Source organism: Pseudomonas sp. JBR1, assembly GCF_028198185.1.
Lineage (GTDB): Bacteria > Pseudomonadota > Gammaproteobacteria > Pseudomonadales > Pseudomonadaceae > Chryseomonas > Chryseomonas oryzihabitans_E.
This window is the reverse complement of record NZ_CP116340.1, coordinates 747,719-773,252: the sequence shown is the minus strand read 5'-3', so window position 1 is coordinate 773,252 and position 25,534 is coordinate 747,719. Positions and strand designations below refer to the sequence as shown.

General features: G+C 65.7%; 23 protein-coding genes. 7 read left to right on the top strand and 16 right to left on the bottom strand.

All coding sequences use genetic code 11. The features are described from left to right. Positions 1-48 precede the first annotated feature (48 nt). Positions 49-1,524 carry an aldehyde dehydrogenase family protein gene (locus PJ259_RS03715; RefSeq protein WP_271654764.1) on the bottom strand — a complete coding sequence of 492 codons (1,476 nt, stop codon included), beginning with the start codon at positions 1,522-1,524 and terminating at the stop codon, positions 49-51. 183 nt (positions 1,525-1,707) lie between these two features. Between PJ259_RS03715 and PJ259_RS03710 the strand changes: the two genes are divergently transcribed. Next, positions 1,708-2,553: a GNAT family N-acetyltransferase gene (locus tag PJ259_RS03710; protein WP_271654763.1), complete on the top strand. Its 846-nt coding sequence runs from the start codon at positions 1,708-1,710 to the stop codon at positions 2,551-2,553. A 70-nt stretch (positions 2,554-2,623) separates the two neighbouring features. Here the strand turns inward: PJ259_RS03710 and PJ259_RS03705 are convergent, their stop codons facing one another. The 7 genes from PJ259_RS03705 to PJ259_RS03675 form a co-directional block, all read right to left on the bottom strand. Beyond that, positions 2,624-3,028: a hypothetical protein gene (locus PJ259_RS03705; protein WP_271654762.1), complete on the bottom strand. Its 405-nt coding sequence runs from the start codon at positions 3,026-3,028 to the stop codon at positions 2,624-2,626. 79 nt (positions 3,029-3,107) lie between these two features. Continuing rightward, positions 3,108-4,244 carry a glycerate kinase gene (locus PJ259_RS03700; RefSeq protein ID WP_271654761.1) on the bottom strand — a complete coding sequence of 379 codons (1,137 nt, stop codon included), beginning with the start codon at positions 4,242-4,244 and terminating at the stop codon, positions 3,108-3,110. Positions 4,245-4,331: 87 nt separating this feature from the next. Further along, on the bottom strand, positions 4,332-5,420 hold the full coding sequence (locus tag PJ259_RS03695) for a CdaR family transcriptional regulator (RefSeq protein ID WP_271654760.1): 1,089 nt from the start codon (positions 5,418-5,420) through the stop codon (positions 4,332-4,334). Positions 5,421-5,510: 90 nt separating this feature from the next. Further along, positions 5,511-6,590 (bottom strand): 4-hydroxyphenylpyruvate dioxygenase, encoded by a 1,080-nt coding sequence (gene hppD, locus PJ259_RS03690; protein ID WP_271654759.1) that lies wholly within the window; start codon positions 6,588-6,590, stop codon positions 5,511-5,513. Positions 6,591-6,727: 137 nt separating this feature from the next. Beyond that, positions 6,728-7,366 (bottom strand): maleylacetoacetate isomerase, encoded by a 639-nt coding sequence (maiA, locus tag PJ259_RS03685; RefSeq protein ID WP_271654758.1) that lies wholly within the window; start codon positions 7,364-7,366, stop codon positions 6,728-6,730. A gap of 102 nt (positions 7,367-7,468) precedes the next feature. Beyond that, positions 7,469-8,728, bottom strand: a complete 1,260-nt coding sequence (locus PJ259_RS03680; RefSeq protein ID WP_271654757.1) for a dihydrolipoamide acetyltransferase family protein — start codon at positions 8,726-8,728, stop codon at positions 7,469-7,471. A gap of 1 nt (position 8,729) precedes the next feature. Beyond that, a complete protein-coding gene (locus tag PJ259_RS03675) occupies positions 8,730-10,826 on the bottom strand; it encodes an alpha-ketoacid dehydrogenase subunit alpha/beta (RefSeq protein WP_271654756.1) in 2,097 nt (698 codons plus the stop codon). A gap of 148 nt (positions 10,827-10,974) precedes the next feature. On the opposite strand from PJ259_RS03675, the gene PJ259_RS03670 reads away from it, so the two are divergent. Beyond that, positions 10,975-11,457: an Lrp/AsnC family transcriptional regulator gene (locus PJ259_RS03670; protein WP_271654755.1), complete on the top strand. Its 483-nt coding sequence runs from the start codon at positions 10,975-10,977 to the stop codon at positions 11,455-11,457. 3 nt (positions 11,458-11,460) lie between these two features. Here PJ259_RS03670 and fahA read toward each other — a convergent pair whose 3' ends face one another. Further along, positions 11,461-12,759, bottom strand: coding sequence for a fumarylacetoacetase (gene fahA, locus PJ259_RS03665; RefSeq protein WP_271654754.1), 1,299 nt, complete (start codon positions 12,757-12,759; stop codon positions 11,461-11,463). After that, complete coding sequence (gene hmgA / locus PJ259_RS03660; RefSeq protein WP_271654753.1) at positions 12,756-14,078, bottom strand: homogentisate 1,2-dioxygenase; 1,323 nt, start codon at positions 14,076-14,078, stop codon at positions 12,756-12,758. The genes fahA and hmgA overlap by 4 nt, the downstream gene beginning before the upstream one ends. A gap of 98 nt (positions 14,079-14,176) precedes the next feature. On the opposite strand from hmgA, the gene PJ259_RS03655 reads away from it, so the two are divergent. Further along, positions 14,177-14,950 (top strand): IclR family transcriptional regulator, encoded by a 774-nt coding sequence (locus PJ259_RS03655; protein ID WP_271654752.1) that lies wholly within the window; start codon positions 14,177-14,179, stop codon positions 14,948-14,950. Positions 14,951-15,102: 152 nt separating this feature from the next. Next, positions 15,103-16,134, top strand: a complete 1,032-nt coding sequence (locus PJ259_RS03650) for a GGDEF domain-containing protein (RefSeq protein WP_271654751.1) — start codon at positions 15,103-15,105, stop codon at positions 16,132-16,134. Positions 16,135-16,152: 18 nt separating this feature from the next. On the opposite strand, the gene PJ259_RS03645 is transcribed toward PJ259_RS03650, so the two are convergent. After that, on the bottom strand, positions 16,153-17,823 hold the full coding sequence (locus PJ259_RS03645; RefSeq protein ID WP_271654750.1) for a methyl-accepting chemotaxis protein: 1,671 nt from the start codon (positions 17,821-17,823) through the stop codon (positions 16,153-16,155). A gap of 162 nt (positions 17,824-17,985) precedes the next feature. Between PJ259_RS03645 and PJ259_RS03640 the strand changes: the two genes are divergently transcribed. Further along, entirely contained in the window at positions 17,986-19,185 is a 1,200-nt protein-coding gene (locus PJ259_RS03640; RefSeq protein ID WP_059314785.1) for an MFS transporter, read from the top strand. A 7-nt stretch (positions 19,186-19,192) separates the two neighbouring features. Here PJ259_RS03640 and PJ259_RS03635 read toward each other — a convergent pair whose 3' ends face one another. Further along, positions 19,193-19,456 (bottom strand): hypothetical protein, encoded by a 264-nt coding sequence (locus PJ259_RS03635; RefSeq protein ID WP_271654749.1) that lies wholly within the window; start codon positions 19,454-19,456, stop codon positions 19,193-19,195. Positions 19,457-19,505: 49 nt separating this feature from the next. Continuing rightward, positions 19,506-19,958, bottom strand: a complete 453-nt coding sequence (locus PJ259_RS03630; RefSeq protein ID WP_059314783.1) for a MarR family winged helix-turn-helix transcriptional regulator — start codon at positions 19,956-19,958, stop codon at positions 19,506-19,508. 178 nt (positions 19,959-20,136) lie between these two features. Here PJ259_RS03630 and PJ259_RS03625 point away from each other — a divergent pair, with 178 nt between their 5' ends. Together PJ259_RS03625 and PJ259_RS03620 are read left to right on the top strand one after the other, a co-directional pair. Then, entirely contained in the window at positions 20,137-21,369 is a 1,233-nt protein-coding gene (locus PJ259_RS03625; RefSeq protein ID WP_059314782.1) for an MFS transporter, read from the top strand. A gap of 89 nt (positions 21,370-21,458) precedes the next feature. Then, complete coding sequence (locus PJ259_RS03620) at positions 21,459-22,115, top strand: ion channel (protein ID WP_271654748.1); 657 nt, start codon at positions 21,459-21,461, stop codon at positions 22,113-22,115. Here PJ259_RS03620 and solA read toward each other — a convergent pair. From solA to PJ259_RS03605, 3 genes are all read right to left on the bottom strand, one after another. After that, on the bottom strand, positions 22,112-23,281 hold the full coding sequence (solA, locus tag PJ259_RS03615; protein ID WP_271654747.1) for an N-methyl-L-tryptophan oxidase: 1,170 nt from the start codon (positions 23,279-23,281) through the stop codon (positions 22,112-22,114). The genes PJ259_RS03620 and solA overlap by 4 nt on opposite strands. A 292-nt stretch (positions 23,282-23,573) precedes the next feature. Beyond that, positions 23,574-24,857, bottom strand: a complete 1,284-nt coding sequence (locus tag PJ259_RS03610; RefSeq protein WP_271654746.1) for a TRAP transporter large permease — start codon at positions 24,855-24,857, stop codon at positions 23,574-23,576. Beyond that, positions 24,854-25,495, bottom strand: a complete 642-nt coding sequence (locus tag PJ259_RS03605; protein WP_271654745.1) for a TRAP transporter small permease — start codon at positions 25,493-25,495, stop codon at positions 24,854-24,856. Before PJ259_RS03605 ends, PJ259_RS03610 begins: the two co-directional genes overlap by 4 nt. Positions 25,496-25,534 lie beyond the last annotated feature (39 nt).

Here is a 25,534-nt window from a genome sequence, read left to right as displayed (position 1 = left end):
TAGAAAAAACCGTTTTACCGGTAGGGCCCAGCATTGTTTGCGGTGTGCTCAGGAATGCTCCAGATCGATCAGCACACTCTTGCTGCGCAGCGTGGCCTCATAGGCGGCGCGGCCCAGGTCCTTGCCGATGCCAGAGCGCTTGTAGCCGCCGGTGGGGATGATCCAGTCGTGGCTACGGCCATAGCGATTGACCCAGACGGTACCGACTTCCAGCGCCCGGGTCAGGCGCAGCGCCCGGCCGAGGTCGGCGGTGTGCACGCCGGCCGCCAGGCCGTAGGTAGGGTGATCGGCCAGCGCCAGGGCCTCGGCTTCATCGTCGAACACCTGCACGGTCAGCACCGGGCCGAAGATCTCTTCGCGCACGGCGGGATTGTCCGCGCCAACCGCGGTGATCAGCGTCGGCTGATAGTAGGCGCCGCCCAGTCCCTCCTCCAGCGCGCCACCGACCAGGATCTCCGCGCCGGCCGCCTGGCTGCGGGTGACGATGTCCTGGATACGTTGGCCCTGGCGCTGGGAAATGATCGGGGACAGCGTCGCTTCTGCCGACCAGGTCGGCCCCGGACGCAAGTCGGCGAAGGCCGCGCGGATCCCTTCCAGCATCGGCTCCAGGGCGGCGCGCTGCACCAGCAGCCGCGAGCCCGACACGCAGACCTGGCCGGCGTTGCCAGTGATGGCCGCCGCCGCGCTGCGGGCGGTCCGCGCCAGATCCGGCGCATCGGCGAACACCAGCTGCGGACTCTTGCCGCCCAGCTCCAGGGTCACCGGCTTGGGGCCGCTCTCGGCGCAGGCGGTCATGATGGCCGTGCCGGTACCGGTGGAGCCGGTAAAGGTGACCTTGCCGATGCGCGGATGCCGGCACAGCGCATCACCCGTGATACGGCCATCACCCTGAACCACGCTGAGAATGCCAGCGGGCAGCCCGGCCAGGGTGGCCAGTTCGGCCAGGCGCAGGATGGAAAACGGCGTCAGCTCCGACGGCTTGATCACCACCGCATTGCCGGCCGCGAGCGCCGGCGCGATCTTCCAACCGGCCATGCTCAGGGGGAAATTCCAGGGGGCGATGGCGCCCACCACCCCATAGGGTTCGGTGATCTGCAGACCCAGGTGGCTGGTGGCGGTGGCCGCCACCTCGCCACCGTGCTTGTCGGCGAATTCGGCGAAGAAGCGGATGCCCTCGGCGACATAGGGAATGTCCCAGGCCAGCACCTCGCGCAGCGGACGGGTCGAACCCACGGCTTCCAGCGGACCGAGCACCTCGCCATCGGCCTCCACCAGATCGGCCCAGCGACGCATCACCCGCGCCCGCTCCCGCGGCGGTCGGCTGGCCCAGTCGCTGGCTTTCCAGGCGTGCCAGGTGCCCTCCACCACCTCATCCACCAGATCCGCCGAGGCGCACGGTAGTCCGCTCTGGAAGCCGCCATCGGAGGGCCGGAACACCTCCAGTTCGGCACGGGCATCGCGGCTGCGGCCGCCGATGAAATGGGCACAACGAACCGCAATTTCTCTGGGGTCGAACGAGGCCATGGCGCGCTCCGCTAGGGCTGTGGGCTTGGCCCCATGCTAGGCCGGCCGGCCGCCATCTTTTGCCGAACTGGGCCGGACCTTCGGCGCCTCACGCCGCTGCGTCCTGCTACCGGCAACCGAATCTGCCGTCGCGTCTTGCTAGGCTGACGTCTGCATCAGCCAGACCCGAACCGGAGCCCTGCCGTGTCCCACGCCACCCTGAGACCTCTGCGCGAAACTGACCTCGCTACCGCCTACCGCCTGTCCCAGGCGCTGCACTGGCCCCATCGGCTGGAAGACTGGCAATGCCTGTTCCATACCGGGGAAGGCCTGGCGCTGGAGGACGACCAGGGGGTGTTCGGTACCGGCTTCTGCGTCCCCCAGGGCGATTTCGCCACCATCGGCCTGGTGATCGTCGCCGACAGCCACCAGGGCCAGGGTCACGGTCGCCGCCTCATGGACGGTCTTATCGGACTGGCCGGCACCCGCACACCACTGCTGGTCGCTACCCTGCGCGGTGCCCCGCTCTACCGCAGCCAGGGCTTCGTCTCCTACGAGCGCATCTATCAGCACCAGGTCGCCACGTTGCCGGCCATGGACGAACAGCAACACCCGCTGGAAAGCCAGGTTCTGGAGTTGACCCTGGACGCTGCCCCCCAGCTTCAGCTTCTCGCCCAGGCTGCTACCGGCCTGGACCGCACCACCCTATTACAAAAGCTGCTGCCGCAGGCCGAGCGCATCGTCGGTCTGGAGCGTGACGGCCAGCTGCGCGGCTTCGCCTTGTTGCGCCCTTACGGTCGCGGTCTGTCGGTCGGCCCGGTGATCGCCGAATCCGCCGACCAGGCCAGGGCGCTGATCCTTGCCTTGCTCCGTCACGCCGAAGGACGTTATGTACGCTTTGATGTGACGGCTCGTAGCGGCCTCAATCCCTGGCTCATCGAGCTGGGCATCCCCCAGGTCGATGAGGTCGAGCAGATGGCCAGGGGCGAGGCGCCGGTGTCCCGCGACGGGGTGGATCAGTTCGCACTGCTGACCCAGGCGTTGGGCTGAGGGGCAACCTACCCGGCAGCGCGGCTCAGACCTTGCCCGGGCCAGCTGCCCGGTCCATTCAACTCGACACCTAGCGCCACTCGCACCCCGCCACGCGATTACAGCTGGTGCGGGCGCGGTCCCCCTGTGAGGTGGAAAAGCGACTGATGACGTTCCAGCCAAGCTGATGGGTACGGCCTAGCCAGAGGTGGCCGTCGCTGGTCAGGCCGCTGAAGAACTGCAGCCGCCCCAAGCGGGTGCTGGTCTGGGACCAGGACAGACCCGAGACCGGATCATAGCCGCGCATAAGGGTGTCATTGCCCTGCACCATCACCCCGTACCAGCCTCCCTGCCTGTCCTGGCAGCGCAGGACGAAGGCGCTACGCACGCAGGTATTGGCGGGCTTGAGGCTGGGAATTACCGCCTGGGCGGAATGCAGCGGCAGCACCAGCGCCAAGGACAGCAGGCCGGTACGCAGGATCGCAGTCGGGGTCATCACGGCAATCGATCGAGAACGGGACGCCAGCATGAGGTAAATCCGGCCGCCCTGCCAGCCATCATGAAGGGCTCTGGCCTCAGCTTCTGGCGGTCCGCCAGAGGCGGCCGATGTCGCGGGCGGTACGCTCCAGCAGTACCTCGGCCTGGGCCAGCGCCTCGTCCAGGCTGAGCGGCCCGGGGACCAGGCTGAAGGCCGCTGCCAGGCCCTGCTCATAGAGGGCGTCGTAGCCCTCGCCCAGGGAGCCGGCCACGGCCACCACGGGTACGCCCTGGCGCTGCGCCAGGCGCAGTACGCCGGCGGGCGTCTTGCCCCTCAGGGTCTGGCCATCGAGCCGCCCTTCCCCGGTCAACGCCAGATCAGCGCCCACCAGCGCTTCCTCCAGCCCCACCAGGTCCGCCACCACCTCGATACCGGGGCGGAAGGTCGCCCCGAGAAAGGCCAGGGCGGCAAAGCCCACACCGCCGGCAGCGCCGGCACCGGGCTGCTCGCGGACATCGCGGCCCAGCGTGGCGGCGGTGATCGTGGCGAAATGCGCCAGCGCGCCATCGAGCTCCAGCACCTGTTCAGGCGAAGCACCCTTTTGCGGCCCGAAGACATGGCTGGCCCCCTGAGGGCCGCAGAGCGGATTGTCGACATCGGCGGCGATGACCACCGCTACCTCGGCCAGACGCGGGTGCAGGTCCGCCAGGTCGATGCTCGCCAGGTTGGCCAGGGCCGCACCACCGGGTGCCAGCGCTTGCCCTTGGGCATCCAGCAGCCGCGCGCCCAGGGCCTGCAGCAGCCCCGCGCCACCGTCGTTGGTGGCGCTGCCGCCGATGGCCAGAACCAGACGCTCGGCCCCGGCATCCAGTGCCGCCTGCAAGAGCTCACCCGTCCCTCGGGAGGTCGCCACCCGGACATCGCGACGCGCCTTCGGTACCAGCTCCAAGCCGCTGGCGCTGGCCATCTCGACGAAGGCGGTGCGCTGCTCGGCCAGCCAGCCCCAGCGGGCGGTTACCGCTTCGCCCAGAGGGCCGGTCACCTGCGCCTCGCGCACCTCGCCGTCAGTAGCTGCGAGGACCGCGTCCAGGGTGCCCTCACCGCCATCGCCCAGCGGGCACTCGATCAGCTCCGCCTCCGGCAGGGCCTGGCGCAGACCTCGGGCCAGGGCGCGCGCGACGCCGGCGGCCGACAAACTTTCCTTGAAGGAATCAGGGGCGATGACGATCTTCATGAGCGATTCTCCGTTGTTGTGCGCCGAGTGTTTCCCGGATCAGGCGGCACTACAACAGGACGAATGCCCAGCGAAGATGGATCATGACTAGGCGTCTGCCCAGTGATGATCCATCAGCAGCAGCGCGCAGTACAGTTCGGCGGCGTCGGCGAAGCGACGTGGATCCCGGCCCGTCAGCGCCTGGATACGATCGAGTCGATGACGCAGGCCGTTGCGGTGCAGCCCCAGCGCCTCGGCGCAGGCCTGGGGGCTGGCATCCTGGGCGAACCAGCTGTGCAACGTCGCCAGCAGCTGACCCTCTCGATCAGCCTGGCGAAGCCGCAGTAGCGGTTCCAGCAGCCAGGTGTCGCCCGTGCGGGAGACGTACCCCTGCAACCAGGTCGGCAAGGCCAGGTCATCCAGGCGCACCTGATGGCGTTGCGGTTGCAGTCGCCTCGCCACCGCCAGCAGATCCAACGCGCGCAGGGTCGTCTCGGCCAGCCCTGTCCAAGGCCGTGCCTGGGGAATCCAGGCGCTGCGTGCGAGTGCCCAGCCCTGGGCCGGCAATTCCTCCAAGAGCGCCTCAGGGGCCTCCTCCCCTGGGCGATACCAGAGCCACTGACCGTCCTCACGCGGCAGGCACCAGCTGTCGGGCACTCGCCGCTGTGCCCAGTCGCCAAAGTCTGGCGCCGGCGCGGCGAACGCCAGCAGCAAAACGTCCCGCGGCAGGTCCGGTTTCAGGCCGAGCAGAGTGGCATGGCGACCCAGCTCGACTGTCGCACCCGGTGCCAGCAGCTGACGCAGCAGGGGCGTTGTCATGAAGGGCGTACTGGGCAGCTGCCCGGTTGCCTGTTCGATGAGCATTTCGGCCGTCAGCCGCAAGAGTTCGGCCGGCAGGCGCAGCTGCTCGGCGTCCTCGCCTGTCACCCCGAGCACCCCGACCAGCTCGCCCTGGCGATACAACGGCAGGTTGATCCCGGCCTGGGCGCCGGGCAGCCGGGCAGCGGCAGCCCGATCCAGGGCCACCGCGCGCCCCTCGGCGATCACCTGACGCGCCCCGGCATGACGAGTGAACAACCGTGCGGGATCACCCGAGCCGATGATCAGCCCGGACGCATCCATGACATTGACGTTGCCCGGCAGGATGCGCATGGCGCGCTCGACGATTTCCTGCGCCAGGGTCTGGCTCAGTTCCATGGCCACCTCTAGAGTTGAAGAGCGCCTGCACGGCGTGCCGTCACCTTAGAGGCCTCCCCACCGCTGGGCAAGCCGACGGGGAGCCAGGCGCTACTCCGCGGTGCTCAGTAACCCACGGCGCACCTGGTCGCGCTCGATGGATTCGAACAGCGCCTTGAAGTTGCCCTCGCCGAAACCGGTGTCGCCCTTGCGCTGGATGAATTCGAAGAACACCGGCCCCAGCACGGTTTGGGAAAAGATCTGCAGCAACAGCCGGCGCTCGCCACCTTCGGCGCTGCCGTCGAGCAGGATGCCACGAGACTTCAGCTCCTCCACCGGCTCGCCGTGGTTGGGCAAACGACCTTCGAGCATCTCGTAATAGGTTTCGGGCGGCGCCGTCATGAAGCGGGTACCGCAGGCCTTGAGGCGATCCCAGGTGGCGATCAGGTCGTCGGTGAGGAAGGCCACATGCTGGATGCCCTCACCGTTGAACTGCATGAGGAATTCCTCGATCTGTCCGGCGCCGCGCGAGGATTCCTCGTTGAGCGGAATACGCACCAGGCCATCCGGCGCGGTCATGGCCTTGGAAGTGAGGCCGGTGTATTCACCCTTGATATCGAAATAGCGCAGCTCGCGGAAGTTGAACAGCCGCTCGTAGAAGTCCGCCCAGTAGGCCATGCGTCCGCGATAGACGTTGTGGGTCAGGTGGTCGATGACCTTGAGACCGGCGCCCACCGGCTTGCGCTCGACCCCGTCCAGAAAGACGAAGTCGATGTCGTAGATGGAGCTGCCCTCCTCGAAGCGGTCGATGAGGTACAGCGGCGCGCCGCCGATGCCCTTGATCGCCGGCAGGCGCAATTCCATGGGACCGGTGGGCATGTCCACCGCCTGGGCGCCGAGTTCGAGGGCCTTGGCATAGGCGTGGTGGGAATCACGGCAACGAAAGGCCATGCCGCAAACGGATGGGCCGTGCTCCGAGGCGAAATAGGCCGCATGACCGGTCTTCTCGCGGTTGACGACGGCGTTGATGTCGCCCTGACGGAACAGCAGCACGTCCTTGGACCTGTGGTTGGCGACGTGACTGAAGCCGAGGCTTTCCAGCACCGGCTCGATGACATTCGGGGTGGGCGAGGCGAACTCGATGAACTCGAAACCCATGAGGCCCATGGGGTTTTCAAACAGATCGGCCATGATTGGCTCCTTGACTGGCGACGGGAGGGACGATGCCGGTAACGCGGTCTAGCACCAGGTCAAGGGCGGCGCGCAGGAGAGGCCCCGTACGCTGCGGGCGAGGAAGTCACCGAGGAGGAGTTGGCAACCGAGGAATTTCACGAGGCCACCCGCTCCGGGCTATCCGGTTGCATCGCGGGGTGGGCCTGTTGAAAGGCGGGATCGGCTGCGGCTAAGGCCTCCACGCGCAGCAGGCGCGGGTAGACCGACAGGTCCACCTGGAAGCGCCGCGCGGCATAGAGCTGAGGCAGCAGGTAGACGTCGGCCAGCCCCCGTGCGCCGAAACAGAACCCGGTATCGCCGACCTGCGCCTCCACCGCGGCCAGCCCCTCGCCTATCCAGTGGGCAATCCAGTCGAGAATCGCCGGTTCATCCAGGCCCAGGCCGCGCAGGCGATTGAGCACCGAGACGTTATGCAGTGGGTGGATATCGCAACCGATCAGGGCCGCGATACCACGATGGCGGGCGCGCAGCAGTGGATCCGTCGGCAGCAGCGGCACCGCCGGATAGCGTTCTTCCAGGTATTCGATGATGGCGGGTGACTGGTTCAGGACTTCGCCGCCGTCGAGGCGCAGGCTGGGCAGCCGCCCTTGGGGGTTGAGCGCGCGGTAGGCGGGCTGGCGCTGCTCGTCGCTCAGCAAATTGACCGGTACGGCGCGATGATCGAGCCCCTTCAGGGCCAACGCGAGGCGGACCCGGTAGGACGAGCTCGAGCGGTAATAGGTGTAGAGGTCCATCAGGGCTGCCCCGCGATCGCCTTACCATTTCTTGTTTTTGCGTAATTGAATTACGTTAAGTGGAATCTGCTCCTGCTGCGTGCGTCTTGTCAAGGCTGGTCGCTACTCCAGCGGCCAGCCTTCGATCACCTCGATGAAGCGCGTCAACCAGGCATTGGCCTGACTGCCATCCAGCACCCGATGGTCGATCGTTAGGGACACATAGGCCTTGAGCCGCGCCTGGAAGGTGTCGATACCCTCGATCTCTCGTACCACCACGCGCTTTTCCAGGGCGCCCACGCCCAGAATGGCGGACTGCGGCTGGTTGATGATGATGGGCGTGGCCAGCAGCGAACCGGAGACGCCATGATTGGACAGGGTGAAGGTGCCGCCGCGGACCTCTTCCGGCCGGAGAAAGCCGCCGCGTGCGGCATTGGTCAGCTCCTGCAGGCGGGTGGCGACGCCCAGCAGCGACAACGCCTGCGCCTGGTGGATGACCGGCACGATGAGTCCCTGCTCGCCCAGGGCGGTGCCTATGCCCAGGTTCACATCGGCGAACACTTCCAGGTAGTCGTCATGCCAGCGGCTGTTCACCTCCGGCACCCGGCGCATGGCCGCCACGGCGGCCAGGACTAGGTAGGCCGTGTGGGTCAGCCGCACGCCCTGTTCGGCGAACCGCGGCTTGTGGCGGCGCCGGTGCCCCTCGACGGCGGTAAAGTCGGCTTCGAAGACGGTCGTCACATGGGGGGCGACCATCACCGACTGTTGCAGGCGCTGGGCGATGGTCCGGCGCAGGGTGCTGTGCGGGACCTGGGCGGCCACGCGGGGACCCGCAGACGGCGCCGGCCGTTCCGGTGCTGCTTCCTCGGTGACCGCTGGCACCGACTGTTTTCCTGCCGGCTGCGTGCGCTCGGCAATGACCTTGAGCACGTCCTCGCGGGTCAGGCGGCCGTCGCGCCCGGTGCCCTGCTCCGCCAGCGCCTCCGGGTCCAGGTCGTGCTCCGCCAGCAGGCGGCGCACCACGGGCGACAGGCGCAACGCGGGATCGAAACGGACCCGCTCGCTCTCTGACGATGGTGGGGCTTCCGCATTTGGCCCCGGCTGGGGTTCGAGCGACTGCCCTGCGCCTGCGCCGATACGGCCGAGCACGGCCCCCGGTTCGACGTCGCCGCCCGCCACCTCAAGTATCTCCAGGATACCGGCCGCCGGTGCGGCGACCTCCACCACCACCTTGTCGGTCTCCAGCTCGACCACGGGCTCGTCCTTGGCGACTGGCTCGCCGCTCTCCTTCAACCAGCGGCGGACCTCGGCCCTCGTGCCATCGCGCTCCAGCGGCGCGCGGATCTCCACCGTTGGCGGGTTCTGCACGGTCAGATCGTTCATGTCAGAACCCCACCAGTTCGTCGATCTTGGCCTGGATCCGCGCTACCGAAGGCAAGACGAATTCCATCAGCGTCGGATGATGCGGACTGGGGATGTCGGGCATGGTCAGCCGGGCCACGGGGGCGTCCAGTTGCAGAAAGGCCTGCTCGGCGACCACGGCGGCGATTTCAGCGCCGAAGCCGGCCGTGCCCAGGTCCTCATGGACGATCAGGCACCGATGGGTGCGGTTGACCGAGGCCAGTACCGCCTCGCGGTCCCAGGGCATTAGGGTGCGCAGGTCGATGACCTCTACCGAGCGACCCTCGGCGGCGGCCTCGCAGCGCTCGACCATGGCTCCCCAGGTCACCAGCGTCAGGGCGTCGCCGGCTACCACCGTGCGCGCCTTGCCGAAGGGCAGCACGAAGTCGTCACCGGGATAGGGCCGCCGCGCCGAAGCGGCGTCGAGCATGGCGCGGTGCTCGAAGAAGATCACCGGGTCATTGCCCCTCAGGGCCGTACGCAGCAGGCCGACGGCATCCTCGGCATTGGACGGCACGGCCACCCGCCAACCGGGCGAGTGCACGAATTGGACCTCGTTGGTCTGGCTGTGCCAGGGATCGCCGCACTTGAAGAAGCCGCCGGGGATGCGGACCACCATGGGCGCGGCGAAGCGGTTATGAGTACGCCAGCGCATGGTGCCGCAGTCGTTGATCTGCTCCATCGCCGGGTCGGCATACTTGCGGAACTGGATCTCTGGCACCGGCATCAGCCCCGCCAGGGCCATGCCCACCGCCCGGCCGATGATGCCCTCCTCCGACAGGCTGGTGTCGAAGACGCGCTCGGCGCCGTACTTCTCCTGCAGCCCCAGGGTCACCGCATGAACACCGCCCTTGGGCCCGACATCCTCTCCGAACAGCGCGACTCGTTCGTTCACCGCCAATTCGTGATCAAGGGTGCGGCGGATGGCGGCGACCATGTTCAGTCGCTGGCCTGCGGGGGTGGGTGTTTCGCTGACCGGTGGCGGCACATAGCCTTCGGGATGCTGGCCACCCCGGAGTTGCAGTTCACCCTCGAAGAACACGTGGCGGGTCACCTGCTGCGGATCGCTGATCGGTCTGGCTTCGGCCGCTTCCCGTGCCACCTCGACGGCTTCGTGGGCGGAACGCTCCAGCGCCTCCCAGGCGTGCACCGACAGGCTCGCCGGCACCAGGAAGTCGCGTAGGCGCGGCAAGGGATCGCGCGACCACTCGCGTTTCACCGTCGCCGCGCTCTTGTACGCCTGGGTGTCCTGGAAGCTATGCCCCTGCAGGCGAGGCACCTTGAGGCGCAGCAGGCAGGGACCCTGGCGGTCGCGCACGTGGGCGATGGCCTGCTGGATCAGGGTCGCGCTCTGCTGGGGGTCGCAACCGTCGCCAGACAGCACATGCAGACCCTGGAAGCTGGCGAGGTTCCGGGCGATATCCGCACCCGGGGTCTGGAAGGTCGAGGGGACGGAGATGCCGAAGCCGTTGTCCTCGATGTAGAACAGCATGGGCAGCTTCTGGGTGGTGGCGATGGTCAGGGCGGACCAGAAACCGTTGGTGGCGACCGAGCCATCGCCGCCCATCACCACGCTGATGGAGCGGGCAAAGCTTGCGTCGCCCATCACCCGGGCGCGGTACTCGACGGCCTGGGCCCAGCCGGCGGTGGGCGTGTACTGGGCACCGACGCCACCGCACATGGGCAGCGCCGTGGCACCCCCCACATTGGGATGATTGAACACCACACCGATGTCGCGACCGTCGGAATAACCCCCGGCGCGGGCCATGGACGACCCCAGGGCGTCGGCCAGGTCCACTCCGAGCGCCAGCAGCATCGGCCGCGAGCGGTAGTAGCCGCAGGCCGCGTCGTGGACATCGGTGAGGGACAGGCCCAAAAGAATCTGCGCCAGATCATGGCCGCGCGCGGAAAACTGGTAGAGCACCTTGCGCTCGGGCACCAGTCTCGTTTCCTCCAGTTCGTCGAGGGCACGCGAGACCAGCATCAGGTAGGCCACCCGCTGCCAATCATAGGCGGCGTGAGGAGCAGGCGCTGCCGGTACAGGCGCGGCCTGGCGAGGCTTCTTCTGAATCACCGTCATCTTGTTCTTGTCCTGTGGTGAGTACGGTGCCGGCGGCGGGCGCGCCGAATCCCTAGGACAGGATGGTAAGAGCCGGGGCGGAGAAAGTGCTTTTCCGTTTTCTCGGAAAACGCATAATCGGAGCAAGAGCAGGTACGGAAAACAACAAATGAAAAATGAATCTACTCGCGACAGCTATTCACTGAAAATTCTCGCCGCCCTGCAGCAGGACGGTCGCCTCTCGGTCCAGGACCTGTCCCAGCGCATCGGCCTGTCCACCACGCCCACCTGGAAACGGCTCAAGGCCCTGGAAAAGGACGGCGTCATCCAGGGCTATACCGCGGTGGTCGACCGCACCCGTGTCGGGCTGGCCACCTGTGTGCTGGCCGAGGTGAACCTGTCACGCCACGTGGAAAACGTGGTGGAGGAATTCGAGCGCGCGGTGCAGGACTGCCCCGCCATCATCGAATGCTTCAGCACCACTGGCCAGGCCGACTACCTGCTCAAGGTGGTCACCGCCGACATCGCCAGCTACGACGCCTTCCTGCACAGCGTCATCTTCAAGTTGCCGGGGGTGAGCGAGATCCGTTCCGCCGTGGTGTTGCGCGAGATCAAACGTCCCTCACCCCTGCCCCTCGATCAGCTGGGCTGACGCCTAGTCCGCCGCCTGCACCCGGCCGCGGCAGTCGCCGAAGCCGATCCCAGGCAGCCCGGGCTTGCGGCAGCGTGCCCTGAGAATGACCTCGTCGCCGTCCTCCAGAAAGGTGCGGGTTTCACCGCCGGGCAGCTGCAGGGGCTGTTTGCCGCCCTGGGTGACTTCCAGCAGGCTGCCGCAGCTGCCCGCGTCCGGACCGGACAGGGTGCCGGAGCCGAAGAAGTCCCCCGGATTCAGCGCGCAACCATTGACCGTGTGATGGGCCACCATCTGCGCCACGGTCCAGTACATGTTCAGGGTGTTGCTCAGGGCGATACGCTGGGCGGGCAGCCCCTGCTGCGCCATGAGCGGTGTGTGCAGCAGCACCTCCAGCTCGATATCCAGGGCGCCCCCGGCCTGATCGTCCTCGTCGAACAGATAGGGCAACGGCTGGGGGTCACCGGTAGGTCGCGCCGGCTGCGCCGTGCGATAAGGCGCCAGGGCTTCCGCGGTCACCACCCAGGGTGACAGGGTGCTGGCGAAGCTCTTCGACAGGAAGGGACCCAGAGGTTGATATTCCCAGGCCTGGATATCCCGCGCCGACCAGTCGTTGAGCAGACAGAAACCGGCGATATGCTCCGCCGCATCGGCGATGGCGATGGGCTCACCCTGGGCGTTGCCCGGCCCGATCCAGATGCCCAGTTCCAACTCGTAGTCCAGCCGGCGACAGGGTCCGACGACGGGCGCCTCCTGTCCGGGCGGCAGCGTCTGGCCCCTGGGGCGCTTGAAGGCTTCGCCGGAGACGCCCAGTGTCGAGGCGCGCCCGTGGTAGGCGATGGGCACGTGCTTGTAGTTGGGCAACAGCGGATTGTCGGGGCGGAATAGCCGACCGATCTGGGTGGCATGATGGATGCCGACATAGAAATCGGTGTAGTCGCCCACGCGCGCCGGCAGGTGCATCCGGCAGGCACTCTGGGGGGGCAGCAGGTGCTCACCCAGTTCCAGGAGCTGGTCACGTTGCGGATGATCGGCCCGCACCAGCGCCTGCACCGCCTGGCGCAGGGCGATCCGTGTCGTCTTGCCGGCGGCGAAGAAGGCATTCAGCGTCTCCTCGCCGGCCAGTTCCGCGGCCCGCTGCGCCTCGCCCTGGAACAGGCCGGCTTCGAGGGCGAAGCGCAGATCGAGGATGAAATCACCCACGGCCACCCCGCCACGCGGCGTCTCCTGGCCGCGACTGAACACGCCCAGGGGCAGGTTGTGCAGGGAAAAATCGGCATGGCCGTTGGCCGAGTCGACCCAGCTGAGTCCGTCGACGGTCATGGTTGCGGTACTCCGGAAGGTGCCACGGATGACTTGGCCAGATCTGCCCAGCAGGCGTCATAGTCAGGCTGCAGCTGCGGCGAGGCGAGCGCGTGACGGGTTGGCCGCAGGACGCGACCGGTTTCGAACATGAAGGCCATGGTGTTCTCGATCTTGTGCGGACGCAGCTCCGCGGCGATCGCGTTCTGCGTCGAGAGGTGATCCGGGCCATGGGCGCTCATGCAGCCATGCAGGGACGCCCCGCCCGGCGCGAAGCCATCGGCCTTGGCGTCGTAGGCGCCCTGGATCAGGCCCATGAATTCGTTCATCAGGTTGCGATGGAACCAGGGTGGGCGAAAGGTGTGCTCGGCCACCATCCAGCGTGGCGGAAAGATCACGAAGTCGATGTTGGCCATGCCTTCGCTGGTGCCCGGAGCGGTCAGCACCGTGAAGATCGAGGGGTCCGGGTGATCGAAGCTGACCGTGCCCAGGGTATTGAAGTGGCGCAGATCGTAGCGGTAGGGCACGTTGTTGCCGTGCCAGGCGACCACGTCCAGGGGCGAGTGGTCCAGCTCGGTTTCCCAGAGCTCGCCGAGAAACTTCTGTACCAGGCGCGTCGGCACGTCCCGATCTTCGAAACGTGCCACAGGCGCCTGGAAATCCCGCGGATTGGCCAGGCCGTTGCTGCCGATGGGCCCCAGCTCGGGCAGCCGCAGGCAGCGCCCGTGGTTCTCGCAGACATAACCGCGGACCGGTCCGCCCTCGGGGATCTCCACGCGGAATTTCATCCCGCGCGGAATCACCGCGATCTGCAGCGGCTCGATGCGCAACAGACCGAGTTCGGTGACCAGATCGAGTCGGCCCGATTCCGGCACGATCAGCAATTCACCATCGGCGTTGTAGAACACCCGCGTCATGGAGGTGTTGGCGGCATAGCGATAGATGCTCGCGCCTTCGGCCTGATCCCCCGCGGCGGTCGCCACGAGCCGTTCCAGGCCGTCCAGGAAATCGGTAGGGGCTGTCGGCAAAGGCAAGGGATTCCAGCGCAGCCGATTCGGCGTCGCCTCGCCCGGTTCATCTCCGGTCAGCTGCCTCGCCGAACGCAAGAAGCGGCCGTGAGCCGCCGAGGGCCTCAGCCGATACAGCCAGGAGCGACGCGCCTCGGCACGCGGCACGGTGAAGGCGGTACCGGACAGCTGCTCGGCATAGAGGCCGAAAGGGGCCTGCTGTGGTGAGTTTTGCCCGATCGGCAGCGCGCCGGGCAAGGCTTCCGAGTTCAGGTGGTTGCCGAAGCCCGACTGGTAGGTCGCTGACCTGTCTTCTTCTTGTTGTACGTTCAACTGGATCACCTATTTGCGTAACAGGTTTACGCAAAAAGTAAATTGAACCCAAGAGAGCGTCAAGCTATAACGCTGCCTTTACCCAGTCGGTCGAGCAGATGACGAATACCTCCGAAGAAGCCCCGCCACGGCGGCAAAAGGTCCAGGCCGCGGAAGTCGGTACCGACATCCTCAAGGCGCTCGCCGAGTTGGCATCCTCCACCTCGCTGTCACGCCTGGCCAGTCACCTGGACATGCCGGCGAGCAAGGTCCACCGCTATCTGCAGGCGCTGATCGCCAGTGGCTTCGCCGAGCAGGATCCGCGAACCAACCACTACGGTCTCGGCCAGGCCGCGCTGTTCGTCGGCCTCGCGGCATTGGGCCGCCTGGACGTGGTGAAACTGGCCGCGCCCGTACTGGCAGCGTTGCGCGACGAGGTCGGCGAGACTTGCTTCCTGGCGGTCTGGGGCAACAAGGGGCCGACCGTGGTTTTGGTCGAGCAGGCCGTCCGCGCCGTTACCCTGGTCACCCAGGTCGGCTCGGTGCTGCCCTTGCTCGGCTCCTCCACGGGCCTGGTGTTCAACGCCTTCCTGCCAGATGCCGAGACCGCCGCGCTGCGGGAAGAAGAACTTCGGCAGCCGCAAGCCCCCTCGCCTGCCAGCCTGGACGACAGCACCCGCCTACTGCGCGAAACCCGCCTCCAGCCCGTACATGGCCTGCTGATGGCCGGCGTCAACGCGCTCTCCGCACCGTTGCTGGGCGTCGGCGGTCGCCTAGCGGGGGTGTTGACGGTGGTAGGTGCAGCCCCTGGTTTCACCGCGGACACCGAAGGTGAGGCCGCGTCCCGCCTCGAGGCCGCTGCCCAGGCCATCAGCGCCCGCCTGGGCGGCTAGGCCGGCCTGCGCGGTGAGCAGAGGGCTCGGCAAGCTCCATTGAGCCCTTTCTCTACTCCATTCGGCTAAAGGATTACTCAGGCTGGCCGTTTGCCATTAAGCTTATTATTTAGCGCGTTTATCATTGGCGCACTGCTTTCTGGTGACCCTTCATGAGTGCTCTTTCCCATCGCGATCGCAACCAGGCCCTGGAGCATTCGCTCGAACGGTTCTGGGACGTGGCCAAGCCCGTGGTCCAGGCGGCCATGTGCATCCACGTCGCCCTGCTGGTGGTTTTCGTCCTGCTCGACCAGGCCCTGATGGCCTGGGCCAACGTGTGCAGCGTGGCGGCCTACGTGGGTTGCCTGGCGGCCCTGCGTCAGCGTCGCTATCGCGTCGCCAGCCTGACGATGAGCTGTGAGATAGTCGCCCACGCCTGGATCGCCACCTGGCAGCTGGGCTGGGACAGCAACTTCCATTACTACGTGCTGTGTATCCTGCCAATCGTCATCTACAACTACCGAACCGCGCCCATACGCCACCTGCTGCTGGTGCTCGGCATCCTGGTGACCCTGGCAGGTGGCTACCTGCTGCATCCCGCCACCAACCTGGCGCCCCTGACGATCAAGCTGTTCGGCACGGTCAACATCATTTGCGCCCTGGTCCTGCTGCTCTATGGCACCGGCGCCTCTTTCCATCACAGCACCAAGATGCAGCTGGATCTCCTGCATTCCGCCAGCCACGACAGCCTCACCAACCTGTACAACCGTCGGCGCATTCTTCACCAGGCGGAGCAGCAAGCCGGCGTGAACGGTAGCCTCATCCTGTTCGATGTGGATCACTTCAAGCACATCAACGACCGCTTCGGCCACGACTGCGGCGATCTGGTGCTGCAGCGGATCGCCGATGTCATCCGCTGCGAGGTCCGGCATACGGATCTGGCTGCGCGCTGGGGTGGTGAGGAATTCCTGGTGTTGCTACCCCAGGCCCGGACCGAAGTGGCCTGGAGCGTAGCGGAACGGATTCGTCAGCGGCTAGGCGAGGTCACCCAGTCCCTTGAACGCGGTCCCACGCGGGTCACGGCGACGCTGGCGGTCTGCGAGATCCGTGACTGCGAAGCCTTCGCCAGCGCCCTGGAGCGCGCCGATCAAGCGCTCTATCGAGGCAAGCAGGAAGGCCGTGATCGGGTGATGCTGGCGGCCTGAACCAACGCCGCTCGCGCCCTAGACCTCGAAGCGCTGCAGGGCGCCGTGCAGATCAGCGGCCAGGCTCGACAGCTGCTGGCTGCTGGCACTGGTCTGCTGGGCACCGGCGGAGGTCTGGGTCGCCGCATCCCGGATCAGCGTCAGATTACGGTCGACCGCCGCGGTAGTGGCGGTCTGCTCTTCGGTGGCGGCCGCGATGGCGTCGTTGCGCTGACCGATCGCGGTGATCGCCTGGGTGATGCCCTCCAGCACCTGCCAGGTCGCCTCTGCCTGTTCGCGGGTATGGCTGGCCTGGATGCGACTCTGATCGAGCGCGATCACGGTCTTTTCGCTCACCTGCTGCACGCCGTCGATCAGGCCTTCGATTTCCCGGGTGGACTCGCCGGTACGCCGCGCCAGGCCGCGCACCTCGTCGGCCACCACAGCGAAGCCGCGTCCGGCATCACCCGCACGGGCGGCTTCGATGGCGGCGTTGAGCGCCAGCAGATTGGTCTGCTCGGCAACGTTGCGGATCACGTCGAGCATCTTGCTGATGCCCTTGGATTGCTCGGCCAGGTGATCGGCCTGGGCGGCGGCTTCATCCACGTTGCCCACCAACTGGGTAATGGCCACCAGGGTCTGCTGGACCTGCGCCTGGCCTTGCTGGGCCTGCTCGACGCAGAGTTGTGATTCGGCAGAGGTGGACGTCGCGTGCTCGCACACGGCCTGAACCGCCTGGTTCAGTTGGGTGACCGCATTGGCCGCATCCTGAATGTCGGCGGTCTGCTGCTCCAGACTGCGGCAGCTTTCGTCCATCACCGCACTCATCTGCGTCGACGCCGACGCCAGCTGCTCGGAGGCATTGCCGGTGTGTGCCAGTACCTCGCGCAGATTGCCCTGCATGCGCTCCAGCGTCAGCAGCAGCTGGGCCGCCTCGTCACGGCCCTTGGCCTGGATGGTCTGGCGCAGGTCACCCGCGGCGATGCCACTGGAGATCTCCAGCGCCTGGCGCAGCGGTTGCACCACGCTACGGGTCAGGCGCCAGGCCAACAGCAGCAATAGCACGATGGCGCCACCGATCACCGACCAGACGATGGCGCGGGCCTGGATGAACTGGATATTGGCCACCTCCCTGGCTTGGGCGGCGCCCTGCTTGTTCAGCTCGCGCAGGAGCTGCACCTGCATGTCCATCAGATCGCCCTTGAGGCCCACCACGGTATCCAGCTGCATCCGCGCGGCCGGGATCTTCTGCTGCTCGATCAGCTGTACTTCCTCGCGCAGACCGTCCACGAATGGCAGATAGGCCTCGTGCAGCGCCTTGATCGAATCGCCCTCGGTGGCATCGGTGATCACCGGCTCATAGTCGCGAAACAGCTGATTGGTCTCGTTGACCAGCTGCTCCAGGGTGATCCTGCTCATGGCCACCGCGCCCGGATCCTCGGCGTTGAGCAGGACCACCGAGGCCTGATTGCGCAGCTTGCCAAGATTGATCGCCAGGGAATCGGCGATGGCGATGCTCGGCAACCAGTCCTGCTCCATGCTCAGGGCCTGACGGCGTAACTGCTGCATCTCCCACAGGGAAAAGCTGCCGAGCCCGGCGAGCAGTACGGCCGCGAAGGTAAAGGAGCACAGCATTCGCGGGCCGGTCTTGAGGACTCTCAGCCAGGAACGGCGGGACGGACGACGAAAGCGTGCGAGGAAACGAACCATGGAGGCGCCACTGCAGAAAGACGGTCGAGCGGAGGAGCCTAGGCAAGCGAGATGTCGGATTGATTACAAACTGCCGTCCCGAATAAAGATCTGACGATTGCAGCCCTTGGCTACTGTGGCTAAGGTCCGCAACCTCCACTCGCTTCCACTATCGCCGCACCCATGTCTCTTGCGCCAACCAAGGCTTCGACCTTCCAGATCCTGCTGCTCGGCATTGGCCAGATTCTGGTCTGGGGCGGCTCCTTCTTCATTCTCGCGGTGCTCGCCGATCCGGTGGTGCAGGAAACCGGCTGGTCTCGCCAGTGGGTCTATGGCGGCCTCTCCCTTGGCGTGCTGGTCTCGGGGCTGCTGGCACCGGCTTGTGGGCGGCTGATCGCCCGCCAGGGCGGGCGCACGCTGCTGTCGCTGAGCGGCCTGGGCGTGGCGGCTGGTTTGATCCTGATGGCCAGTGCCCAGCATCTGCCGCTGTTCCTGCTGGCGTGGGTGGTGATGGGCATCGGCATGGCCGCCGGTCTGTACGATGCGCTGTTCGCAACCCTAGGGACCTGTTATGGCGCCCAGGCACGCTCGGCGATCAGCGGCATCACCCTGGTATCCGGCTTCTGCACAGCCATCACCTGGCCCGTCGCGGCGCTGTTGGTCACCCACCTTGGCTGGCGCGGCGCCTGCCTGGCCTATGCCGCGGTCCTGCTGCTGACCATCTGGCCGCTCTACCGTCGCGCCTTGCCCGCGCCGGTAGCCAGGGGATCGGTCGCACGTTCGACCCAGACGGCAGCGCCATCCACCCCGGTGAACCAGGCGCTGTACACGGTGCTCACGGCGTTGTTCACCCTGGGTGCGGTGCTGATGACGGCGATCTCCATCCAATTGATCACCCTGTTGCAAGGCATTGGCTACAGCCTGGCAAGCGCGGTAGCCCTGAGTGCCTGCCTGGGCCCAAGCCAGGTGGCTTCGCGGATCATCGACCTGCTGAACCGCAACGGACATCCCCTGTGGACGGCCCTGGCCTCGGTGATCTGCACGGCGGCCGGACTGCTGCTGGTAACCCTGGGGCCGGGGGTCGTCTGGGTCACGGTGACGGGGCTGGTGATCTTTGGCGCAGGCAATGGCCTCAGGGCCATCATTCGCGGCGCCCTGCCTTTGGTGCTCTGGAGTCCCGCGGACTATGCCACCGTCTTGGGTCGGATGGCGCGCCCAGCGCTGCTCGGCCAGGCGGCTACCCCCCTGCTGTGCGGCTACCTGCTGGAGCACCACGGCCCTCGGGCCGTGCTGGGGCTGCTCTGCCTGCTGGCGCTGGTCAACGTGGCGCTGGTCGCCTGGCTGTTCAGGAGGCTCTTCGGCAACCGCGAGCGTCCACGCTGAAACGACCCTAGTCGCAGGCGAGCTCCAAAGGCACCAGGCGCAAGCGGATGCCGGTACGGCGCAAAGTCAGAATATCCCCCTCGCGCTGGCCGACTTCGTCGCCCAGGGTACTGCGCAGGGTTTCATCCGACAGGCATGCGTAGGTCCGTGGATCCTCGCCATGGCAGCTCTCGGCGATATGCAGCTCGCCGCGCAGCAACTTGCCCGCTGTACGCCCGCTGGTGAGATCCACGAGCAGATAATCTTGGTCGGGCTGATAGGTGAAGGTCATACAAACTCCCGGCGGCTGTAGCCATGGGAACCGCTCACCCGCCGATGGTTCAGGCGCTCGACGTGCCTTCTTCGTCCAGGCGATTGCGCAGCATGACCAGGGTTTCCCGCAGATCATCCAGGCCGGCATCACCCAGCGCGCAGACTTCCCGGACCTGGCTGTTTACGCCGCTGGCCTGCTCCCGCAGGGCGCGTCCGGCGGGCGTGAGTTCGATCGACAGGTTGCGCTCGTCTTCCGCGCTGCGGCGCCGCGTGACCAGTCCGGCCGCTTCGAGGCGCTTGACCACCGGGGTCAAGGCACCCGAGTCCTGGCGCAGGCGGTTGGACAACTCCTTGAGCGTGAGGCCGTCGTGCTCCCAGAGCACCAGCATGATCAGGTACTGCGGAAAGGTCAGCCCCATGCTCTCGAGCAGAGGCTTGTAGAGCTGCGTCATCGCGAGCGAAGCCGAATAGAGGGAAAAGCACAGTTGTTGGTCAAGAAGCAGTGGATCTTTGGCTGTCATGGGATTTGCCATTACGAAAAGCGTGAAAAGAATGGACAGTGCCAACGACCCAAACCAGGGTGAAGACCGTGGTTACTAGGCGTCAGCTACCGGAAACATTCGGTAACTGGCACTGGATTCCGATAGCACAGGATGCCACAGTGAGCGGCTGGACATAAATAATAAGGGTAATACCTGCATGGCCGTTTCCTCTGCCGCGCCAGCGTCGCCTGGCGAAACCCCGACCGCCGCCGTGGCCGGCGCCTCGCCCCTGGTGGCCGGTATTCTTGCCTCCTGTGCCCTTGCCCACCTCATCAACGACCTGATCCAGTCTGTCCTGCCGTCCATCTACCCGATGCTCAAAGACAGCTATGGTCTGACTTTTACCCAGATCGGCCTCATCACCCTGGCCTTTCAGATCACCGCCTCCCTGCTGCAGCCCTGGATAGGTTTCCACACCGATCGCCATCCCAAGCCCTATCTGCTTCCCGCCGGCATGGTCTGCACTCTGATTGGCGTGCTGCTGCTCGCTTTCGTCGGCAGCTTTCCGGCCATCCTGGCCGCCTCGGCCCTGATCGGCGTCGGCTCGTCCACCTTCCATCCCGAGACATCGCGGGTGGCACGCCTCGCCTCGGGAGGCCGCTTCGGCCTCGCGCAATCCACCTTCCAGGTGGGTGGCAATGCCGGCACGGCCATCGGACCGCTGCTGGCGGCGGCCATCGTCATTCCCTACGGCCAGACCCATGTCGCCTGGTTCGCGGTCTTCGCCCTGTTCGCCATCGGCGTGCAATACGGGCTGTCACGCTGGTACCGCAACCACCTGCGCAGCGCCAAGGGACGCAAGGCGGCTCCCGTGAGCCATGGTCTGTCGCGCCGGCGCGTGACCTTCGCACTGATCATTCTGGCGCTGCTGGTGTTCTCCAAGTACATCTACATGGCCAGCATCACCAGCTACTTCACCTTCTACCTGATCGAGCGCTTCGGCTTGTCGGTGGCCAGCTCCCAGCTGCACCTCTTCCTGTTTCTCGGCGCGGTCGCGGCGGGCACCTTTTTCGGCGGCCCCATTGGTGATCGTATCGGCCGCAAGGCGGTCATCTGGTTCTCGATTCTGGGGGCTGCGCCCTTCACCCTCGCTCTACCCTACGTCGACCTGTTCTGGACCAGCGTGCTCAGCGTCATCATCGGCTTCATCCTGGCCTCGGCGTTTTCGGCCATCGTGGTCTACGCCCAGGAACTGGTGCCAGGCAACGTGGGCATGATCGCCGGGATCTTCTTTGGTCTGATGTTCGGCTTCAGTGCCATCGCCGCGGCGGGCCTGGGCAATCTGGCAGACCATCGCGGCATCGAGTACGTGTATCAGCTGTGCTCCTACATGCCGCTGCTGGGCGTGCTCACCATCCTGTTGCCCTCCACTCGCCGCAAGGCCAGCTGACGACGGCGCCACGGGAGGCTCAAGCTCCCGTGGCTAACCGCTACGGCACCCGCTACGCTGGCCGCCCCTGAGCCATCCGCCGAGTCGCGATGAAGAGCCCGCTGCACTACCTGGTCCGCTACCCCTCCGCTAACCTGCTGTTCATCCAGTTGCTCGGTCTGCTGCTCTATCCCTTCGTGGAACAGGAAGAGCACGGGCGCGCCATCATCGGTGCCTTCGGCATCATCGTCCTGGCCACGGCGCTGCGCATGGTGCGCCGCAGCCCGACCATCCAGTGGCTGGGCTTCATCCTCGCCGGCTGCATCCTGGTGCTCACGGTACTGGTGGAATGGCATGGCGATCGGCACCTGGTGGTGTCCCTGGCCATTCTCGACGCGATCTTCTATTTCTATGCCGCCGGCAGTCTCATCGCCTACATGATGGAAGACCAGCGCGCGACCACCGATGAACTCTTCGCGGTAGGCGCGACCTTCACGCTGCTGGCCTGGGCCTTCGCTCACGCCTACTCGGCCTGCCAGATCCTCCAGCCGAACAGCTTCACCGCCGCCAACGACCCCATGGCCGCACGGACTTGGACGGAGCTGCTCTACGTCAGCTTCGCCATCCTTTCAGGCGTCGGCCTGAGCGATATCTATCCGGTCAAGCCGATGGCGCGCTCACTGGTCATGCTGGGCCAGTTCTCCGGCGTCATGTACATCGCACTGGTGGTCACCCGCCTGGTGACCCTCACCGTACGCAGCCGCTAGGCGAATCGCGCCAGGGAGAAGCTGCCGAGATCGATGTCGCTGCGCCCGGTGGTCACCCGCTGGGCGAGCGCCTCGCCCAGCGCTGCCGAGTGCTTGAAGCCATGTCCCGAACAGGCGCTGACCACGGTCACGCCGGGCAGCCTCGGATGTTCGTCGATGATGAAGCCGAAATCCGGGGTGACGGTGTAGGCGCAGACGGCACTGCGCACTGCCCGCGCAGAGAGACCGCCAATCCACCTTCCCACTTGATTACTGAACAGCTGGTTCGATTCATCAGGATGAGGAAATTTATCAATCCCTATAGGGGTGGTATTATCTTGATACTGTTCCGTGGCGACCTTGATGGCGTTTTCACCCGGCAAGGGTGGGAAGCCATAGAAGAGATCGCTGTCGCCGCTGCCGTGGGCCAGGACGAAGCTGGGTGAATCAGGCGGAAACAGCGTGGGATTGGCGACTTCGAACCAGTGCAGGGTCTGACGGCAGACGCGCAGCAGCCGGTCGAAAGGCGCACCCAGCAGCTCGGAGCTCCACATGCCAGCCGCGACGATGACCCGCTTGGCTCGCCAGCTGCCTTGCGCCGAATGCAGCCGCACGCCCTCCTCGTCTTGCTCAAGACCCTCGATGACGGTATCGATATGAATCTGCGCACCCCGCTCCCGAGCCGCGTTTAGCTGCGCCTGGATGCAGGCTTCCGGGTAGAGGTAGCCACCACCCGGTTCGAAGTAGCCCAGGGCGTCGTCCGCGACGCGAAATTGGGGAAAGCGCTGGCGGATGGTGGCGCCATCCCACTGCTGATGCTGGATGCCGTATTGACGAGCCAGCTCCAGGGTGGTCCGGGTGAAGTCCGGGCGGCCGTGGTGGGAGGTGGCCGTGGTCGTGGCCGTCATGATCAAGACGCCGCACTGCTCGAAGAGATTGACGCCCTGCTCCGCTTCCAGCTCGCGCCAGAGCTGCTGCGAGCGGATCGCGAGCGGGACATAAGCCGCTCCCTCGCCCACCGCCTGGCGGGTGATCCGGGTCGCCCCATGGCTTGAGCCCAGTTCGTGGGGCGGTGAATAGCGATCAATACCTGCGACCCTCACCCCACGCTTGGCCAACTGATAGAGCGTGGCCGCGCCCATGGCGCCTAGCCCGACAACAACGACGTCATAAGTCGCGATGGTCATTTCATCCCCTGCCTTTTCTGCTCAAGGATCGAACGCTATCAAGACAGGTCGCCCAGGGCCAAGGCCGGAATCCGAGACAGGATCCTGATCGTCTTGATAAACCGCCATTGCAGGGAGATGGTTAATTGAAATCTAGTAATATCAGGGGTGGTATTAAATGAGATCGACCTTGAGGGAGTAGGTACCGAAACGGCTAGGCCAGTGAATGTGCCCAGGGCGCCGCCATCATCAGCAAAGCAAGGAGTCCGGTGAATGATCACCGGATTCCTTCACACCGCCACCCTCCTCCACCTCAGGTCATGCCCAACCAATTAGGCAAGGCGAGGGACACATAGGGCACGTAGGTCACCAGGATCAGGAAGGCCAGCATCACCAGCAGCCAGGGGGAAACGGCCTTGATGGTGGTGGTCAGCGGCATGCCGGTCACCGCCGAGGTGACGAAGAGGTTGAGTCCTGTCGGCGGTGTGATCAGGCCGATCTCCATGTTGACCACCATGATGATGCCCAGGTGGATCGGATCGATACCTAGCTGTACCGCGATCGGGAACAGGATGGGCGCCAGGATGAGGATGATCGCCGATGGCTCCATGAAGGTACCGGCGATCAACAGCACGATGTTCACCACGATCAGGAACTCCACCGGCGAGAAGCCCTGGTCTACCACCCAGCGGGTGATCGACTGGGGAATCTGCTCGGTGGTCAGGACATGGGCGAACAGCATGGCGTTGGCGATGATGAACATCAGCACCACGGTCAGCTTGCCCGCATCGATCAGCACCCGATGGCACTGCCGCAGCTTCATGTCCTTGTGCACGAAGACGGCGATGATGGCCGCATAGATCGCCGATACCGCCGCCGCCTCCGTGGGCGTGAACATGCCTGAATAGATGCCACCGAGGATGATCACGATCAGCATCAGACCCCAGATGGCACGCCGGCCGGTGCGCAGCACCTCCTGGAAGGACGCTCGCGGCAGCGCCGGAATGTTCTTGATGCGGGCGATGACGTAGATGGTCACCATCAGCACCAGCCCCAGCAGCAATCCCGGCACCACACCCGCCATGAACAGCTTGCCCACCGAGGATTCCGTCGCCGTCGCATAGACCACCATGACGATGGAGGGCGGAATGAGAATTCCCAGGGTGCCGGCATTGCAGACGATGCCGGCGGCGAATTCGCGCTTGTAGCCCGAACGAACCATGCCAGCGATGACGATGGAACCTACGGCGGCGACGGTCGCCGGCGAGGAGCCACAGAGGGCGGCGAACAGCATGCACGCCAGGATCGCGGCGATGGCCAGGCCGCCCCTGATGTGGCCGACGCAGGCGTTGGCGAATTCGATCAGCCGATGGGCCACCCCGCCGGTGGTCATGAAGGCGCCGGCCAGGAGAAAGAACGGAATGGCCATCAGGGTGTAGTGCTCGCTGGTCTCGAACAGCTTGATGGCCAGCGAGCGCACCGAGTCGTTGCTGAACAGCAGGATGGTGAGGGCACCGGAAAGGCCCAGTGAAATGGCCACCGGAATGCTGATGAACATGAGGACGAACAGCGCAAGGAACAGGAAGGTGATGGTCATGGCTGGCGCTCCGTGCCGTGCTGCCCGTCGACGAGCTTGAGAGCGTCCTCGGCTTCACTGTGTCCACCGAAGCCGGTCTGCTCGTTGCGCAGGATGCGCAGGAACACTTCGAGGAAGCGGATCAGCATGAGCGCGAAGCCGATCGGTACGATCATCACGATGTGCCACTGGCGCAGGCCGAAACGATCGAGGTCCTCGGCGCCGATGTTGGCGGTCATCAGGGCGGACACCCATTGCTGACTGGAGTAGGTCATCAGCCCGCAATAGAAGATACAGATGCCGACCGCCACCAAGGCAACCGCCTTGCGCAGGCCGGGAGGAAAGGTCTTGACCAGCAGATCGACCCCCAGGTGGGCGCCGATGCGCACGCCCCAGGCCAGGCCGATAAAGATCAGCCAGCCGAACACGGCCTTGGTCAGAGCGATGCTCCAGGTCATTTCCTGGGAGATGAAGAGGATGCCGTCGCCCAGGGCGAACAAGGGCCTTTCCAGGAAGGCGATGCGATCGGCGAGATAATAGAAAACGGCGTAAACGTTGTTGACCACCACGTAGACGAAGGTGATCAGGGTCATGACCGCCAGCAGGAAGGCGACGAGCGCCTCCTCTAGCCGGCCCCAAAGACGTGTCACGGCGGACATACGAACCTCCGACAACCACTGACAGGGGACGAAAGGAAG